Genomic DNA, 17,284 nt, shown 5'->3' with positions numbered 1-17,284 from the left:
GGAGAGCAGAAGATGCCCGCAATGCTTCGCGCATCGGCCCTACTCGTTGCGACCGTGACGGCGATCGCCGTTGCGCCGACGGTCGTCGCCGACCCGGTCGACCCGATACCCGGCAATGGTGTCTTCGTCGTCGGCCCCGACATCGCACCGGGTCTGTACCGAACGGCCGGCTCGGCGTCGACCTTCGGGGTCTGGATCAACAACGTGCCCACTCAGGACTCGATGTGCGCGTGGTTCACCTACAGCACGCCCGACGCGAACAAGGACCATGTGGTCCAGACGAACATGTCCGTGGGCCCGATGTTCGCGAACATCAACACCACGATCAAGGCGTTCGAGTCGCAGAACTGCCAGCCGTGGACGCGGGTGCCCTAGGGCTGGGCCGCGTCGATCAACATCTCGCGCAGCCGGCGGACGTCGACCTTGCCGGTTCCGCCGCGCGGAACGTCGTCGTCGGAGTCCAGCAGTAACCACACCGTCGGGACCTTGAAGGCGCTCAACACACTTCGAGCACGGGCGCGCAGCTGCTCGGCGGTCAGCGTGCGGCACACCACCGCCGCGCCGACGCGTTCCCCCGAGCCGCCCGCAACGTTGGTGACGACGGCGTAGTCGACGCCGTCGATCGTGCGCAGCGCCCGCTCGACCTCGCTGGGGTAGATGGTCGCACCGCTGACTTTGAACATGTCGTCGGATCGCCCGTGATAGAACAGGAATCCGTCTTCGTCGAGGTGCCCGAGGTCACCGGTGGGGTAGAAGCCGTCGGCGGTGAACAGGTCTTCACGGGTGCGCCCGCAGATGCCGCGCAGCGTGTGCGGTCCGCGGATGTGGATCATCCCGGTGGCCCCCACTTCGACGGGCGCGCCGCTGTCGACGTCGACGATGCGGACCTCCATGCCGGGGAATGGTTTTCCGCAGCTGCCCCACGCCGACGCGGGCATGTCGGTGTCGGCGGGATAACCGCAGTACGGGCCGAAGGCCTCGGTCATGCCGAACAGCGTCGCCCGCGCGCCGGGCCGGGCCCGCTGCCCGGGCGGCAGCAGCGCCTGCAGGCTTCCCGCCTGTAGAGCCGACAGGTCGGCGCCGACCTGGGCGGCGTGCCGTGCCAATGCCTCGGCCTGATCCGGCCAGCCCCGAAACAGCGTCACCCGTTCGTCTTCCAGCAGTTTCAGGGTCGCCTCGGGCCGGGGGATCTCCTCGGTCACCAGGGTGGCGCCGGCCAGCAATGCCGAGAGTATTCCGCTGCCGAAGCCGCCCACCCAGAAGAAGGGCATCGGCAGATACAGGCGGGTCCGATCGGTGATGCACCGCGCCGCGAGACCCGATCGCACGGCGCCCAACGCGTTGCCGTGCGAGTGGATGACTCCCTTGGGGGATCCGCTGCTGCCCGAGGTGAACATGATGACCAGCGGGTCGGCGGGTGTGACCGTCGCCGTCATGGCGTCGAGGATGTCGCGGGCACCCTCACCCGCGGACGCGGCATCGACCCGGTCGGCGGGCCAAACCTGGCGCAACGCAGGCAGTTCGGATCGGCCCTCCGCCCGAAGATCATCGAGGTAACGGTGACCGCGGAACTCCTCGACGCTGATCAAGAATTGCACGGAGGCCACCCGCAGCTGCGCGGCCAGTTCACCGGCCGTGAGCAGGGTGCTCAGCGGGACCAGGACCGCGCCGATGCGGGTAAGCGCTATCGCGACCCGCACCCAACGGGTGCTGTTGGGCATGATGAGCCCCACCCGGGTGCCCTTGCGCACCCCGGCTTCGACCAAGGCCGCGGCCAAATCGCGGGTGGCGAAATCGAGTTCGCGATACGTCAGCCGGGAGGTGGGGTCGACCACCATCGGTTTGTCGCCGTCGCGGTCGGCCCGAAACCGCACCAGCCGGTCGATGGTGTTAGACATCGAACAACTCTCGGAGACGTCGCATGTCGACCTTGCCGCTGGGCTGCAGCGGAACGCCGGCGCCGCGGAGGGCGATGAACCGCTTGGGAATCTTGTAGGTGGACAGTTCCGTTTTGAGCCGCGCCACCAACGCGGCTTCGTCGAAGGCTGCGGCCCCGTCCTGCTGGACGACCACCGCGGCGACAACCTGTCCGCGCTGGACGTCGGGCAGGCCGAACACGTAAGCCGGCGCTCCGTCGGTGGCCCTGCTGATGGCGTTCTGCACCTCGGCCGCCGAGACATTGGCGCCCGCCGTCTTGATCATCGCGCCGAGCCGGCCGGTGAAATAGACGAATCCGTCCGCATCGACGCGCACTAGGTCGCCGGTGTGGAACCAGCCGTCGGCATCGAAACACTCTTCCCGGCTGCGCTTGTAGTAGCGCTGCATCAGGTACGGCCCGCGAAGGCACAGCTCGCCGACCTCGCCGGCGGGAAGATCGGTCGCGGTGCCGGGGTCGATGACCTTGATCTGAAATCCCGGTGCCGCCTTGCCGAATGAGCCGCGCCGGTGCTCGGGTTGGTCGGATTCGTCGTCGCCGATCAGCACGACGCTGCCGGCCTCGGTCATGCCCAGCATGTTGTGCCGTAGTTCCGGGTCGGCCGGGCGGGCGTCGGGAGCCATGATCGGGTACAGGTTGCCGCGCCGCATCGACGACAGATCGCGTTGGGCGAAGCTCCGGTGGCCGGCCAGGTGGGCGACCGCGGCCGCGAAGCCGTTGGTCACGGTTGGCTTTTCGGCTTCCAGCAGGTCGAGGGTTTCCCCGGCATCGGTGGCGTTCGAGCACACCAAGGTCGATCCGGCGAGCAGCGTCGCAAGGAGACCGAACGCGAGTCCGCCGATCCAAAAGAACGGCGAATTGCAGAACAATCTGTCGTCGGCCGTCAAACCGCGAATCAGGTTGAGATTTCGTTGATGCGTCAGCAGGGTGCCGTGGGTATGCACGACTCCCTTGGGGGCGCTGGTGGTGCCGGATGTGTACACGATCGTCAGCGGATCGCATTCTGCGACGTCGTCTTCCGTCGCCGCCAGGAGCGCGGGGTCGACGGAATCACCGAGCCCGCACACCTTCTCGTGGGTGACCGCGACGTGGCGCAGCTGCGGCGCTGCGGCACAGAACAATCGGGAATCGAGATCGGCGCCCGAGAGAATTTCGGACAGCCGTTGGACGTAGTCGTGAGAGCGAAAGGATGCGGCGGTCAACAAGATTTCCACATCGCTGTCGACCAGTTGCTCGCGCAGCTCGCGGGCGGTGGCGAAGGTGGAGAACGGGATCACCACCGCACCGATTCGCGCCGCGGCCAGCATCCCCACGACGAACTCGGCTCCGTTCGGATAGAGGACCCCCACATGGGTTCCCTTGCCGGCGCCCAGGGCGATCAGGCCGCGGGCGAGCTCCGCCGACCGGTGATCGGCGGCGGCATAGCTGATGCGGTCACTGTCGCACACCAGAAGCGGGTGATCGCCGCGCCGGCTGGCTTGACACCGCAGGACCTCGGCGACGGTCAACGGCTCAACGGGCATGGTCGTGCCGCGCTGCGGGGTCGCCGAAAAGGACTCGGATCGCGAGGAGATCGGCCTTGCCCGACGGTGTTCGGGGGATGCTGTCGACGATCACGATTTCGGTGGGAACCTCGTAGCGCGCCAGTCGCCCGCGCAGATGCTCGACCAGGGCGTCGGCGTCGGCCGATGCCCCCTCTCGGAGCTCGACCACGGCGACGGGCGTCTCGCCGAGCCGCTCATCGGGGCGGGCGATCACGGCCGCGCCGGCCACCGCGGGGTGGCTCTCCAGGGCGGCCCGGACGTCGTCGGGCATCACTTTGAAACCGCCGCGGATGATCGCCTGGTCGGCACGGCCCACGATCCACAGAAACCCGTCGGCGTCGATGCGCGCCATATCGGTGGTCCGCATCCATGGCGCGGCAGGTCCCAGCTGGCCCGGTTTGACCTCCAGCAGGCCGACTTCGCCCGGGCCCAGGGGCGTTCCGTCCTCGGTGACCACCCGCAGCTGGGCGCCCGGATTGGCCCGGCCGACGCTGCCCCGTTTGGTCTTCCAGTACCGCTGATGGTCGGTGAGGGTCCAGCCCGCCACCCCGCCACCGAATTCGGTTGCCGCATAAGAGGTCAACACCGGAATGCCGTACTTCTCGGTGAAGGCATCGGCATCCTCGGCCGACAACGGCGCCGTGCCGCAGGTAACGGCCCGCAGGCTCTCCAGGTCGGCGCGCGGGACCTCGGAGTGCAATACCGTGCGCAGCGCCGCCGGCACCAGCGACGCCGCGCGGGGCCGGTGCTTGCGCACCGCCTCGGCCCACGCGTTCAGCTCGAACCGTTCCAGCAGCACGAACGGCCTCGCCTCGGCGATGCATTGCAGCACCCGGAACACCCCGCCGATGTGGACCAACGGCGAGTTCACGATCGCGACGCCGCGGCGCAGCTCCGTAGGCGAGACCGCGTGATCCGGCTCGGGGCCGATCACGCTGCGCGCCAACATGTCGTAGCTCAGATCGATCCGCTTGGGCGGCCCGGTCGTGCCGCTGGTCAGCATGCGGACGGCGACACCGGCTTGGGGGGCGGCGTCGCCGAGGCGCGGCGCGGAGACCTCGGCGTCGTCCAACCCGCCCGCAATCGCGATGGCCGGTGTGCCCACGGGCACCAGCGCCCTCAGATCGTCGGCCTCGCCGACGATCACCGGAAGCTGCAGCCCCGCGATGTCGGCCTTGATGCGCTCGTCACCGCGAGAGGGGTTGATGACCACCACCGTTCCACCGCCCAGCAGGACGCCCAGGAATGCGGCCACGTGCCCGGGACGGTTGCGCAGCAGCATCCCGACTTCGGCTCCGCCGGTAGCGGCGGCGATACGGCGTGCCAGCGTGGCGACCCGGTCCCAGGAGATCCACTGTCCGCCATACTCGATGGCGTGTGAGTCCGGCTGCAGGTCGAGCACGTCGGCGATGCGTTGAGCCAGCGGGTGACGCGACATCAGCGGATCTGTGGTGTACGGCCCGCGCCGGAATCGTGTTGAGCGCCCAGCTCCGCGGTGCCCAGCGGGTTTCCCAGCCGGGTGTAGATCAGGTTCTGCTCCATTGCCGCGCGGTACGGCTTGTCCAGCGATTCCCAGATCGCCTTCACCGTGCCGGCCGTCGCGGTCGGCGGCTTGGCGGCGATGGTCGCCGCGATCTCGTGGGCGCGGTGCCAAAGCTGGTCCGCGGCGACGACCTCGGAGACCAATCCGATCCGCAGCGCGGTGTCGGCGCCGACCCGTTCGTCGTTGCCCATCAGCGCTATTCGCAACGTCTCACCCAGGCCGATGCGGCGCATCAGGCCGATCGGCTCCAAGGCACAGACCAGGCCCGCGGACACGTGGGAGTCGAAGAACGTGGCGTTCTCGGAGCAGATCACCACGTCGGATTCGTTGACGAAGTAGAACCCGCCCGCGGTGCACATGCCCTGCACCGCGCATACCACGGGTTTCCACATCTTCTGCCACTTGGGACTGAGTGCTTCGCCGGGATCCTCGTGGTTCCAGATGTTTTCGGGCTGGCCGTACGGCGTCTTGATGTCCAGCCCGGCGCTGAAAGCCCGGTCGCCGGCGGCGCGCAGCACGACCGCGTGCACCGAGTCGTCGAGTTTGACCGTGCGCCACGCGCGGGCCATCTCCTCGCACATGGTGCGGTTGAACGCGTTGAGCTGTTCGGGGCGATTCAGCGTGATCGTGGCGACGTGGTCGCTCGCGTCGACCTCGAGCAGAATGGTTTCGAACGTCATCGGCACTGCCAATTCGGCGTGCGCTTTTCGACGAAGGCCCGCGGGCCTTCGGCCGCGTCCTCGGTGCGCAGCACCCGCTCGCGGAAGGTTTCGGCGAGTATCTCCGCCTCGTGCAGCGGTACGTTGAGGCCCTTGAGAATCGCGAGCCGGGTGCCCCGGACCGCCAGCGGCGCATTGGAATTGACGATGTCGGCGATCTCGTGGGCCCGCTCCAGCAGGCGGTCGTGCTCGACGATTTCGCTGATCAATCCGAGTTCATAGGCGCGCGCCGCGCTCATCCGCTCGTGCTTGCCCATCAAGGCCATTCGCAGCGCGATCGAGCGGGGCAAGACCCGGGACACCCGCACCAATTCGCGGCCGGCCACCAGCCCGATGCTGACGTGCGGATCGAAGAAGGTCGCCTGCTCGGATGCGATGACGATGTCGGTCGTCGTGACCCAGTCCATGCCGGCGCCACAGCAGATTCCGTTCACGGCGGTCAGCACCGGCTTGGCCGTGGTGCGAAACGGCGGCGTGCCCTCCTGGGGCGCCTCCCACTGGTCGTACGTGGACAGGTAGGGCCGCTCGTAGATCACCTTGCCGTCTTCGGGAATCTCCTTGACGTCGGCGCCGGTGCAGAACGCGCGACCGGTGCCGGTGACGATGGTCAGCCACACATTGTCGTCGTTTTCGGCCTCGTCGTAGGCGGCCCGCAGTTCGGTGATCATGTGCGGGCTGAGCGCATTGAGGGCGTCCGGGCGATTCAGCGTGATCGTCGCGGTGTGGCCAGCGACTTCGTATTTGATCGTGTCGAACGAATCAGTGGGCATCGGTCATCCCTTCGTGCAGCGCCTGGTGCGGTCCTCGAGTGGCGGGCCTATGGACGGAGTCGCGGCAATTGCCGTGCATGGCAACCACACTCGGCCTCCTGGAGTGGTTGATCGTCTGGTTAGCGTCCACGGAAATCCGGATCCCGTCGCTGCCGGAAAGCCTCCAGGCCCTCCTTGAAATCGCTTGTTCGGCAGGATAGTTCCAGGTTGAACAGCTCCTGGGTCAGCGACTGGCCCAGCGTTGCATGCTGGCCGAAGTTCAGGGCCTGCTTGGCCAGTCCCAGCGCGGCCGTCGGTCCGGACGCCAGTCGGTCCACCAACTTTTCGGCGGCCTGATCGAGGTCGGTGCCGCTGACCGCCTGGTGAATCAATCCCCAGTCGGCTGCGTCCGGCGCGCCCACCTTCTCGCCGAGCAGCAGCATTCGCCGGGCCCGGGCCACGCCGACCAGCCGCGGTAACAGCCAGGTGGAGCCCGAGTCCGGGCTGAACCCCCGGTCGATGAAGGGCTCCCAGAAGACCGCGTCGTCGGCGGCCACGGTGAAATCGGCGGCCAACGCGAGATTGCAGCCAAAGCCCACCGCCCAGCCCCGCACGCTGCACACCACCGGCAGCTGGATGGTTGCGACGAGCTCGATCACGCGGTGAGCGGCGTGTGGGATCCGGCGCACCAGGTCACCGGCGCGGGGGCGTTGGCCGCCGGGATCGTTCGCGGCCACCCAGTCGGCGCCGGCGCAGAAGTCATCGCCGGCTCCGCGGATGTGAACGGCCCGCAGCGAATCGTCGGCCGCGGCACCGGTAAGCGCATCGACCAGCGTCCCGATCATCAACTGTGTCAACGAGTTACGCCGCGATGGGCGATCGAGCGTCACCAGTAACACGGCACCGTCGCGATGCACTGTCACCGAACCCTCGGCACCGGCCGTGTCGGCCCCCTGACTCACCGTCGAATCCGGCCTTTCTTGCCGATACGGTTACCCATACAGTAGGCAATACGATTGATACGCTGTATAAGTTAGCAAGGATACGCTGCCTGCGAAACAATCCGGGGTGAAAGAGGCAACATATGACCTTGTCGGAGGGGCATGCCACGCCCGCGTCGGCGGGCGGCGGCCACACGAGGTTCGGCGAGGCGCCGCTTGCCCAGACCGTGGCGGCGGCCGCCGCCATGCGGCGCCTGAGTTCGCTGCTGGTATCCCTCGAGCACCCACACCGCGCGGTGGACGCCATGCTGGAGATGTTCGCCGAATGGGAAGTCGAGCTGGCGGCCGCGGCGCCGACGGACAACGCGCCGCGCATCGGCGAGCTGCCCGACGATCCCCGCCGTGTCTATCTCAACCACGCGACGGACATCGGGGCGTACAACCCGTGCTTTCCCGAGTACCGGTTCGACCGACTCGACGCCGAAACCGCCACGGGCAGTGTCGAATTCCCGCTGGTGTACGAAGGGCCGCCGGGACTGGTGCACGGCGGCTTCCTGGGCGTCTTCTTCGACTGCGTCATCCAGCACCACAATTGCGTCACCGGCCTGTCCGGCAAGACACGATCCTTGGTCGTGACCTTCCGACGGCCGACCCCGGTGTTGACCGAGCTGCGCTTCGACATTGCCCGCACCGAGGGCGAACGCGGCATCACGTCGACCGGGCGGCTGTCGCTCGACGACGAAGTCCTATGTACCGGCGAGGTCGACACGTTGGCGTCACGGCCGGAGAAGCTTGCCGGATCGCGATTCGGCAAGCGCCGAAAGGAGTCCGACACATGACCGCCACGAGCAGCTCTGACGATCGCGTGCTCTTCGACGTCGATCCCGATCGGCGCATCGCGACCATCACGCTGAACAATCCCAAGCAGCGCAACTCCTACGACGCGGCCATGCGTGAGGCCGTCGCCCGATGCCTGGATCGGGTGGCCGAGGACGACGACCTGACGGTGGTGCTGCTGCGCGGTGCCGAGGGTGTGTTTTCCACCGGGGCCGACATGAACAACGCCTACGGGTGGTACGGCTCGTCCACGGCACCGGGCCAGGCGGCCGAAGACGGCCGCGCCGCCAACCGTCGACCCAGTCAGCGGCGGCGACTTACGGTGGACCGCAAGTCGTTTGGCTTCTACCACAATTTCATGGGTTTCCCGAAGGTGACGGTGGGGGAGATCGCCGGTTACGCGCTCGGCGGCGGTTTCGAGATGGCGTTGATGACCGACATCTCGGTCATCGCGCGTGACACCAAGATCGGCATGCCGGCGACCCGATTCCTGGGCCCAGCGCTTGGCAGCTTGCACATGTTCTTTCACCGGCTCGGGCCGGTGCTGGCCCGGCGCCTGCTGTTGACCGGCGACATCATCGAGGCGGGCGAGGTCGAGCACCTGGGAATCTTCACCGACACCTGCGCACCCGGCGCGGTGACGGCCAGGGCGCGCTACTGGGCCGAGAAGGCGGCCAAGATGCCCGCCGACGGGGTCGTCATCGCCAAGGAGGCGTTCCGGCTTGTCGAGCAGAGCCAGGCCTACCAGGGCGAAGAGGTCGCCAGCTATCTGTTCCACGCGTTCGGCACCAACCTGCAGTTCGGGCCGGGCGAATTCAACTTCGTCAAGACCCGCGCGCAGCACGGCGCCAGGGAAGCGTTTCGGTTACGTGACGAGCACTTCCACGTACCGGAACCCGAGGGGTGACAATCCGTTTCGGGCGCAGCTAGCGGGCCGCCGCCGCCTTGGTGCGGCCCCGAGGGGTCGTCGATTTGGCCGGCTTGCGCGGGCGCGCCGGCGCCGCTTTGCTGCCCTTGGATTCGTTGCTCTCGTCGATCAACCGGCTGGCGTGATCGAGGATGCACGTGAGCCCGTACTCGAAATTTGTTTCGTCGGGCGCGCCGATGCGGTGGCCGATCCGGGTTACCTGCGCGAGCAGCGGGGTCTTTTCCGGGTCGATGGAAACGGCATCTTCGATGGCTCGCGGTCCGACGTCCGACGATTGGTTCTTTTCGTAGAGGCGTTGCAATACGACCGAACCGCGCACGTGTACCGAGATCGCCGAATAGGTGTCGAACGCATCCTCCGGTGACAGCCCGGCCTGCACCAGATTGGCGACCGCCTTTTCCATCTCCTGAGCTCCCATCCGCGCCGCCTTCGGAGAAAGCGCGGCGCGAATCAGAATCAGGTCGCACAGAATTGGGTTGCCCATGAACGTCTTCCGCATCAGCCGTGCGTGGTTGGCCAGTGTCTCGCGCCAGTCGCTGGCTTCCACATAGGGCGTGGCGAATACGTACTTGCTCAGCGCGCGGTCGGTCATCGCGTTGAGCAGGTCGTCCTTCTTGCGGAAGTACCAGTAGATGCTCGTCACACCGACGCCCAGATGTTTGCCGAGCAGCGGCATGCTCAGGTTGTCTATCGACACCTGCTCCGCGAGTTCGAATGCGCCGCTGATGATGTCATCGGGATTGATGGACCCGCGTTCGCGTCGTTGACGCTTATCGGCGGTTGCCTGTTTTGCCACTACGGGCACCTCCATCAAAATCCGTTCCGTGCATGCGGTCTGCCAGCCGTGCTGCCGGTACGATTTAATTTACCGGCACTTCTCTTTTGACCTGCGTATACGCCTTCGTGTCGCATTATCCCTCTGCTACTGTAATACCTATCGTAGGCTTTTTGGTAAACCGGCTGGACAGGCGAAAATGACCGGACTGGGGCTACGGATTAGGCGATGGATCTAGGGCTGGAGAACGCCACGGCGGTGATAGTCGGTGGTAGTCGCGGCATGGGATTGGCGACCGCACGCTGCTTCGCCGACGAGGGAGCCCGCGTCGCGGTGGTCGGCCGCAGCCGCGACGCCCTGGACGCCGCGCTGAGCGATCTCACGCAACGCGGTAGCCCGGACGCGGTCGGATTGACCGCCGACATCGGGGACGACGGTGCGGTGGGCAGGGTGTTCGGCGAGCTCGCCCAGCGATGGGGCGGCGAACTCAACGCGTTGGTGGTCACGGTGGGCCCGGGCGCCGCCGGCACGTTCGAGCAGCTGAGTGACGACCAGTGGCGCCAAGCCGTCGAAGACGGCGTGCTGGGAATGGTGCGCTGCGTCCGTGCGGCGCTTCCGCTGTTGCGCAAGGCGCCGTGGGCTCGGATCGTGAACTTCTCCGCACACTCGACGCAGCGGCAAAGCGTCATGCTCCCTGCATACACCGCGGCGAAGTCGATGCTGACCAGCGTTTCGAAGAACCTGTCCCTGCTGCTGGCCAAGGACGAGATCCTGGTCAACGTGGTGTCACCGGGCAGTATCGCCTCGGAATCGCTGATCGGCTGGGCGAATTCGGTGGGGGTCGACGGCAACGACCCGTACGCCCTGATGGAGGCCATCGGCAAGCATTTCGGTCATCCCGCGCACATGCCGCGCGCGGGCTTGCCGGACGAAATCGGCCCGGTCGCCGCGTTCCTCGCCTCGAGGCGCAACTCCTACATGACCGGCGCCAACATCAACGTCGACGGCGGTTCGGACTTCACCTGACGGCGGTTGAAAAGAAATCGATTGGCAGACAAAAGGAGTCGATTGTGGCTACGGCAGCGGAGGCACGCGCGTGGGCGCCCGGCGCATTGCGGGGGATCGGCGACTCCCTCTACACCCCGTTCTGCGGCGACGACGGCGATGACATCGACTGGGACGCCTATCGAACGCTGGTGCGCTATTGCGTCGGTGATCTCGGGCACCCGATGTTGTGGTGCACCAGCGGAATCGCGGAGTTCTGGTCGCTGACCCTCGATGAACGCAAGCGCCTGTTAGAGGTGGCCATCGAGGAAGCCCGCGGCATCAATCGCGACGTGGTGGTGCAGGCCTGCACCGCGGCCATGTCGGCGAAGGACTGCCTGGACCTGACGCTGCACGCGCAGGAGGCGGGGGCCGACATCGCCTACATCCAGACGCCGATGATGGAGGCGCACGGCGGTGACGGCGTGCTGCGCTTCTTCAAATACGTGGCGGCGCGGACGGATATCGCCCTGGGCATGTTCAACTCGCCGTCCTCGGGCTATGTCTTGACGCCCGCCGAGAGTGCCCGGATCTACGATGAGGTTCCCGCGGTGTGCGCCACGAAGGAGGGAGCCTTCCGCCCGGCGAGCAGCCGGATGCTGCATGAGCTGGCACCCGGCCTCGCGGTGTGGGAATGCGACAAGACCGTCTACCGGGCGGGCTGGCTGCGGGATGGGATCGTGTGTCCGGCGCAATTGGGCACTGCCGGATACCTTTTCGAGACGCCCACCCGGCGACTGTTCTCCGAATACTGGGATTTGATCCAGAGCGACAAACTCGTCGAGGCCATGGATTATGGCCGCGAGTCGGGTCTGGACCAGTTCGACCTCGACATCGGGTCCTGGTGGACGTGCTACCCGGGGCGCGCGGACTACTTCACCCACTGGGGCGGTGCATTCAAGTACGCCGCGTCGCTGCTGGGCCTGCCCATCGGGGCGTATCCGCATTCCCGCCCTCCGCAAGCCGAGCTGCCCGCCGAGGCGAAGGCCCAGATCGACGACGCCTACCGGCGGTTGGGGTTGCTGGAAACGGTATTGCAGTAGAAGGGTTTACGCAGCGAAGCGGGCCCGGTCAGTGACCGGGCCCGCTCGACTAGCTGAGCGTTACTTCTGCTCGGCCCGCTCGCGCTCCTCGTAGGCCTTGGCCTTGCCGCGGGCTTTCTCAGCGGCGGCTTCCTTCTTGCCGGCGTTGCGCTGTGCCTCCGCCTTGTCCTGCTGAGCCTTGCCCTCTTCGGCCAGGCTGTCGTTGCCGATGATGATCCCGATGACCTGCTTGGTCTTACCGAGGGCATCCTCGACGATGCCACGAACGAGTTCGATCGGGCCACTCTTGACGTCAACCATTACCTCTACCTCCCTTGTCGGCTGGCTTGTTCTGGGTTTCCCGGTCGCGCGGCCCGTGCAAACGTGACATCAACGTGTCCCACACCACAAGATCGAAGTCTTGCCACGTCGCCGACCTTTTGGCCGGGAAAAAATCAGTTCGCCGCGACGGCTTCCGCGGTTGCGCCAGCGTCAAAATCTCTGCCTGCCTGCCCCGATCCGCGGCCCGCACTGGGCGGCGCTACGGTGCGCGAAACCGCAGTTTAGTCGGGGTTTCGGGGCCAGGTCGCGGCGGTTGTGGAATGCGGTACCGATAGGTATACAGTATGGGTACAAACTCGCCAGTCGATCAGTATGAGGGGACGGTCTGATGAGCGCCGCCGACCGTGTGGTCACCGATGAGGCGGTGTTGTATGAGACCACTGAAACCGGTGTTGCGATTCTGACGTTCAATCGCCCCGATCGGCTCAACGCCTGGGGCCCCGACATCGCCGCCGGGTTCTACGCCGCGATCGATCGTGCCGAACAGGACCCGGCCGTCCGGGCCATCGTGGTGACCGGCCGGGGACGGGGGTTCTGCGCCGGCGCCTATCTGGGCGCGCCGAGTTCGGCACCCGGCTACGGCGAGACGATGGAGAAGGCCGGCCAGACGAATCTGGCCGACCTGGTTGGGGAGCGTCCGCCACACTTTGTGACGACGCTGCGCAAGCCCGTGATCGCGGCCATCAACGGCGCCTGTGTCGGCATCGGGTTGACCCAGGCGCTGATGTGCGATGTCCGGTTCGCTGCCGCCGGCGCGAAGTTCGGCGCGGTGTTCGCGCGCCGCGGCCTGATCGCGGAGTTCGGCATCTCCTGGATACTGCCGCGGTTGACCAGCTGGGGCGTCGCCCTCGATCTGTTGCTGAGCGGACGGACGTTCCTCGCCGAGGAGGCGGCCGACCTCGGTCTCGTCAAAGAGGTTGTGCCGCCGGACAATTTGATGAAGCGTGCCCTGGACTACGCCGAGGACATCGCCGCGAATTGCTCGCCGGCGTCGATGGCGGTGATCAAGAGGCAGGTATACGGCGACGCGACCCGCGACGTCGAGCAGGCCAATTCGCTCGCCGAGGTGTTGTTGCACGAGGCCATGCCGCGCCCCGACGTCATCGAGGGCATCACGAGTTTTCTCGAGAAGCGGCCGCCGCAGTTCCCGTCGCTCGATTGGACCGACGCATAGTGTTCGCCGGTAATGGCGGAAAGGATCATCATGGCTGAGTTGGGTTACCAGGCGATCGACGTCGACAATCACTACTACGAGCCGCTGGACTCGTTCACCCGCCACCTGGACAAGAAGTTCAAAGGGCGGGGCGTGCAGATGGTCAACGAGGGCAAGCGGACGTGGGCCGTGATCGGCGGCCGCATCAACCACTTCATCCCCAACCCCACCTTCGACCCGATCATCGTGCCGGGCTGCCTCGACCTGCTCTTCCGCGGCGAGATCCCCGAAGGGGTCGATCCGGCCTCGCTGATGAAGGTCGAGCGGCTGGCGGAGCACCCCGAGTATCAGAACCGCGATGCCCGCATCGCGGTGATGGACACCCAGGACATCGAGACGGTGTTCATGCTGCCGACGTTCGGATGCGGAGTGGAGGAGGCGCTCAAGCACGACATCGAGGCGACGATGGCGTCGGTGCACGCGTTCAATCTGTGGCTCGATGAGGACTGGGGTTTCGACCGGCCCGATCACCGAATCATTGCCGCGCCGATCATCTCGCTGGCCGACCCGGTCAAGGCCGTCGAAGAGGTGGAGTTCGTGCTGGCGCGCGGCGCCAAGCTGGTGCTGGTGCGTCCGGCGCCGGTGCCCGGCTTGGTCAAGCCCCGATCGCTGGGCGATCGCAGCCACGACCCGGTATGGGCGCGGCTGGCCGAGGCCGGGGTGCCGGTGGGATTCCACCTGTCCGACAGCGGATATCTGCACATCGCGGCGGCGTGGGGAGGCAAAGCGACGTTCGAGGGGTTCGGCGCCAAGGATCCGCTGGATCAGGTGCTGCTCGACGACCGCGCCATTCACGACACGATGGCCTCGATGATCGTGCACGGCGTTTTCACCCGTCACCCGAAACTCAAGGCGGTCAGCATCGAGAACGGCTCGTACTTCGTGCACCGGCTGATCAAGCGATTGAAGAAGGCGGCGAACACCCAGCCCCAATATTTCCCCGTGGACCCGGTGGAGCAGTTGCGCAACAACGTGTGGATCGCGCCCTACTACGAGGACGATCTGCCCGAGCTGGTCGGCGCTATCGGCGTCGACAAGATCCTGTTCGGTTCCGACTGGCCGCACGGGGAAGGCCTCGAATCGCCGGTATCGTTCGCCGAGGAGCTGAAGGGATTCAGCGAATCCGATGTTCGAAAGATCATGCGGGACAATGCGCTAGACCTGCTCGGCGTCCAAGTCGGCTCGGCCGCTTGATCGGCGTGATTACTCAAGGCCGGCTACGCCCGTGAGCGAATGGACCATAGGGGCGGTTCTCGACGAAATCGCCCACGTCATCGGCGACCGGACGATGACCGTGTGCGGTGGCCGTCGCAGCACCTTTCGCGAGTCGGCCGAGCGCACCCGCCGGCTGGCGAATTTCTTGGCGGGCAACGGGTTAGGGGCGCACCGGGACCGCGCATCCCTGCAGAACTGGGAATGCGGCCAGGATCGGGTGGCGCTGGTTATGCACAACGACCTGTACCCGGACATGGTCATCGGCTGCCTCAAGGCCCGCACCGTACCGGTGAACATCAACTACTACTACACGCCCCGCGAGGTCGGCGAGCTGCTCGACTACGTCAAACCACGAGCGGTGATCTACCACCGCGGGCTGGGCGCAAAGTTCGCCGAGGTGTTGAAAGATGCCGGCGCCGAGCTGTTGGTGTCGGTCGACGACGCAAGCGGAGCACCCGAACTGACGAGCGCGGTGACGTTGGATGACGCACTGGCGCAGGGGGATACCGATCGCGGCGTGACGGCGTCGCCGGACGATCTGCTAATGATCTGCACTGGCGGCACCACCGGGAGGCCCAAGGGTGTGCTGTGGCGACAGTCCGACATCTATGTGTCCTCGATGGTGGGGGCCGACCATGCCTGCGCGGAAGAGATCCACGACAAGGTGCGCGGTAACGCCGGTGCGCCCTGGTTCGCCGTCTCGCCGTTGATGCACGCGGCCGGCATGTGGACGGCCTTCTCGGCGATCATGGCGGGCACCACCGTGGTGATGTATGACACCGGCAAAAAGCTCGAACCGCGATCGGTGTGGCAGACCGCGCAGCGCGAAAAGGTCGGCCTGATGACCATGGTCGGGGACGCCTACGCCGCACCGCTGGTGGCCGAGCTGCAGCGCGGCTCCTACGAATTGTCCTCGCTGTACGCCATCGGCACCGGCGGTGCCGCAACGAATCCGAAGTACCAACAGGCGCTGCTGGAGCTGCTACCGCACATCACCCTCATCAACGGCTACGGCTCCTCAGAGACCGGGAACATGGGCTTCGGCCACAGCCGGCGCGGCTCCCAGGCCGACACCTTCACCCTGCGTGAAGGCGGTCTGGTCCTTTCCGAGGACTACAGCCACTTCCTTTCCCCCGGGGAGCCGGAGGTGGGCTGGGTCGCCCGGGAAGGGCGAATTCCGTTGGGATACTTCAACGATCCCGAGGCCACCCGCAAGACCTTTCCGGTAATCGACGGCAAACGAGTGGTGATATCGGGTGACCGTGCCGCCCTGGAAGCCGACGGCGCGTTGCGGTTGTACGGCCGTGACTCGCTGGTGGTCAACACCGGAGGCGAGAAGGTCTTCGTCGAGGAAGTCGAAGAGGTGCTGCGCGCCCACCCGGCGGTCGCCGACGCGCTGGTGGTCGGCCGGCCCAGCGACCGCTGGGGCGAAGAGGTCGTCGCGCTCGTCGAACTGCGGGACCGAGCCACCGCCACCACGGAGAAGGCCGCCGAGGAGCTGCACGCGCTCTGCACGTCGCGACTGGCCCGGTTCAAGACGCCCAAGGAGTTCCTCGTCGTCGAACGGGTTCAGCGCTTGGGCAACGGAAAGGCCGATTACCGTTGGGCGAAACGTCACGCAACAGCAAAGGCGCCGATGTCCACATGAAAGCTATCGATTGTCTGGTCAACGTGCACTTCGGCGAGACCGAGCAGCAGCCGACCTGGATGCTCAAGGTGCGAGACGATTACTTCAAGGGGCCGGAGTCCATGTTCGCGCCGGTCGAGTTGTCCACGCTGCTCGACGAGATGGACGCCCAGGGCGTGCGCAAGGCGATCTTGATGGACAACCTCGCCAAGCCGTCGGTGACCGCACGCAAATTCGTCGAGGAAAGGCCCGACCGTTTCGCCCTGGCGATGGGCGGGGTCAACCTGCTGCGCCCGATCCCGTCGCTGCGTGAACTGTCCGCCATCGTCAACGACCTGCCGGTCGCCTATGCCGCTGTGGGACCGAGCTTTTGGGGCGACGGTCAGTATCCGCCCAGCGACGCCGTCTATTACCCGCTGTACACCAAGTGCGCCGAGCTCGAGCTGCCGCTGTGCATCAACACCGGTATTCCCGGGCCGCCGATCCCCGGCGAGGTGCAGAATCCGATCCATCTCGACCGGGTCTGCGTGCGATTCCCGGAGTTGAAGCTGTGCATGATTCACGGCGCCGACCCCTGGTGGGACGTCGCGATCAGGCTGTTGCTCAAGTACGCCAACCTGCGGCTGATGACATCGGCATGGTCGCCAAAGCGGTTGCCGGACAGCCTGTTGCACTACATGCGGACCCGCGGACCGGACAGGGTGATCTTCGCTTCGGATTGGCCGGTGCTGAAAATGCACCGCGTGGTTCCGGAAGCGGCGGGGTTGGACCTGCCGGCGGACGTGCTCGACAACTATCTCTACAACAACGCCCAAGAATTCTTCTTCGGTGGCCAGGAGGAAGGCTGAG

17 protein-coding genes are annotated in these 17,284 nt (G+C 66.3%); 9 read left to right on the top strand and 8 right to left on the bottom strand.

Going from position 1 to position 17,284, the window contains the following annotated elements; translation table 11 throughout:
- Positions 1-12 precede the first annotated feature (12 nt).
- The gene (locus DQP57_RS04430; RefSeq protein ID WP_112631831.1) at positions 13-375 is read left to right on the top strand and encodes a hypothetical protein; all 363 of its coding nucleotides are present in this window, start codon (positions 13-15) and stop codon (positions 373-375) included.
- Here the strand turns inward: DQP57_RS04430 and DQP57_RS04425 are convergent.
- The 6 genes from DQP57_RS04425 to DQP57_RS04400 all read right to left on the bottom strand — a co-directional run bounded on the left by DQP57_RS04425 (position 372) and on the right by DQP57_RS04400 (position 7,453).
- Positions 372-1,898 (bottom strand): class I adenylate-forming enzyme family protein, encoded by a 1,527-nt coding sequence (locus DQP57_RS04425; RefSeq protein ID WP_112631830.1) that lies wholly within the window; start codon positions 1,896-1,898, stop codon positions 372-374. The genes DQP57_RS04430 and DQP57_RS04425 overlap by 4 nt on opposite strands.
- Positions 1,891-3,459, bottom strand: a complete 1,569-nt coding sequence (locus tag DQP57_RS04420) for a class I adenylate-forming enzyme family protein (RefSeq protein WP_112631829.1) — start codon at positions 3,457-3,459, stop codon at positions 1,891-1,893. The genes DQP57_RS04425 and DQP57_RS04420 overlap by 8 nt, the downstream gene beginning before the upstream one ends.
- A complete protein-coding gene (locus DQP57_RS04415) occupies positions 3,449-4,918 on the bottom strand; it encodes a class I adenylate-forming enzyme family protein (RefSeq protein ID WP_112631828.1) in 1,470 nt (489 codons plus the stop codon). Before DQP57_RS04415 ends, DQP57_RS04420 begins: the two co-directional genes overlap by 11 nt.
- Positions 4,918-5,703, bottom strand: coding sequence for an enoyl-CoA hydratase/isomerase family protein (locus DQP57_RS04410; RefSeq protein WP_112631875.1), 786 nt, complete (start codon positions 5,701-5,703; stop codon positions 4,918-4,920). Before DQP57_RS04410 ends, DQP57_RS04415 begins: the two co-directional genes overlap by 1 nt.
- Entirely contained in the window at positions 5,700-6,512 is an 813-nt protein-coding gene (locus DQP57_RS04405) for an enoyl-CoA hydratase/isomerase family protein (RefSeq protein ID WP_112631827.1), read from the bottom strand. The genes DQP57_RS04410 and DQP57_RS04405 overlap by 4 nt, the downstream gene beginning before the upstream one ends.
- Positions 6,513-6,631: 119 nt before the next feature.
- On the bottom strand, positions 6,632-7,453 hold the full coding sequence (locus DQP57_RS04400; RefSeq protein WP_112631826.1) for an enoyl-CoA hydratase/isomerase family protein: 822 nt from the start codon (positions 7,451-7,453) through the stop codon (positions 6,632-6,634).
- A gap of 122 nt (positions 7,454-7,575) precedes the next feature.
- On the opposite strand from DQP57_RS04400, the gene DQP57_RS04395 reads away from it, so the two are divergent.
- Both DQP57_RS04395 and DQP57_RS04390 read left to right on the top strand, forming a co-directional pair.
- Entirely contained in the window at positions 7,576-8,271 is a 696-nt protein-coding gene (locus tag DQP57_RS04395; RefSeq protein WP_112631825.1) for a hypothetical protein, read from the top strand.
- Positions 8,268-9,176, top strand: a complete 909-nt coding sequence (locus DQP57_RS04390; RefSeq protein WP_112631824.1) for an enoyl-CoA hydratase/isomerase family protein — start codon at positions 8,268-8,270, stop codon at positions 9,174-9,176. Before DQP57_RS04395 ends, DQP57_RS04390 begins: the two co-directional genes overlap by 4 nt.
- A 19-nt stretch (positions 9,177-9,195) precedes the next feature.
- Here DQP57_RS04390 and DQP57_RS04385 read toward each other — a convergent pair whose 3' ends face one another.
- On the bottom strand, positions 9,196-10,008 hold the full coding sequence (locus DQP57_RS04385) for a TetR/AcrR family transcriptional regulator (protein ID WP_112631823.1): 813 nt from the start codon (positions 10,006-10,008) through the stop codon (positions 9,196-9,198).
- A 192-nt stretch (positions 10,009-10,200) separates the two neighbouring features.
- Here DQP57_RS04385 and DQP57_RS04380 point away from each other — a divergent pair, with 192 nt between their 5' ends.
- Both DQP57_RS04380 and DQP57_RS04375 read left to right on the top strand, forming a co-directional pair.
- Positions 10,201-10,998: an SDR family NAD(P)-dependent oxidoreductase gene (locus tag DQP57_RS04380; protein ID WP_112631822.1), complete on the top strand. Its 798-nt coding sequence runs from the start codon at positions 10,201-10,203 to the stop codon at positions 10,996-10,998.
- A 44-nt stretch (positions 10,999-11,042) separates the two neighbouring features.
- On the top strand, positions 11,043-12,059 hold the full coding sequence (locus DQP57_RS04375) for a dihydrodipicolinate synthase family protein (protein WP_112631821.1): 1,017 nt from the start codon (positions 11,043-11,045) through the stop codon (positions 12,057-12,059).
- A gap of 60 nt (positions 12,060-12,119) precedes the next feature.
- Here DQP57_RS04375 and mbp1 read toward each other — a convergent pair whose 3' ends face one another.
- Entirely contained in the window at positions 12,120-12,359 is a 240-nt protein-coding gene (gene mbp1 / locus DQP57_RS04370) for a microaggregate-binding protein 1 (RefSeq protein ID WP_112631820.1), read from the bottom strand.
- Between the two features lie 349 nt (positions 12,360-12,708).
- Between mbp1 and DQP57_RS04365 the strand changes: the two genes are divergently transcribed.
- From DQP57_RS04365 to DQP57_RS04350, 4 genes are read left to right on the top strand one after another with little or no spacing between them, the layout of a single operon-like run.
- Entirely contained in the window at positions 12,709-13,554 is an 846-nt protein-coding gene (locus DQP57_RS04365) for an enoyl-CoA hydratase (RefSeq protein ID WP_112631819.1), read from the top strand.
- Positions 13,555-13,584: 30 nt separating this feature from the next.
- Entirely contained in the window at positions 13,585-14,787 is a 1,203-nt protein-coding gene (locus DQP57_RS04360) for an amidohydrolase family protein (protein ID WP_112631874.1), read from the top strand.
- 31 nt (positions 14,788-14,818) lie between these two features.
- Positions 14,819-16,456, top strand: coding sequence for an acyl-CoA synthetase (locus DQP57_RS04355; protein ID WP_112631818.1), 1,638 nt, complete (start codon positions 14,819-14,821; stop codon positions 16,454-16,456).
- Positions 16,453-17,283, top strand: coding sequence for an amidohydrolase family protein (locus DQP57_RS04350; RefSeq protein WP_112631817.1), 831 nt, complete (start codon positions 16,453-16,455; stop codon positions 17,281-17,283). Before DQP57_RS04355 ends, DQP57_RS04350 begins: the two co-directional genes overlap by 4 nt.
- Position 17,284 lies beyond the last annotated feature (1 nt).

Source organism: Mycobacterium colombiense (assembly GCF_003284935.1).
Lineage (GTDB): Bacteria > Actinomycetota > Actinomycetes > Mycobacteriales > Mycobacteriaceae > Mycobacterium > Mycobacterium arosiense_A.
The sequence above is the reverse complement of the archived record's forward strand: the minus strand, read 5'-3'. Positions and strand labels throughout refer to the sequence as shown.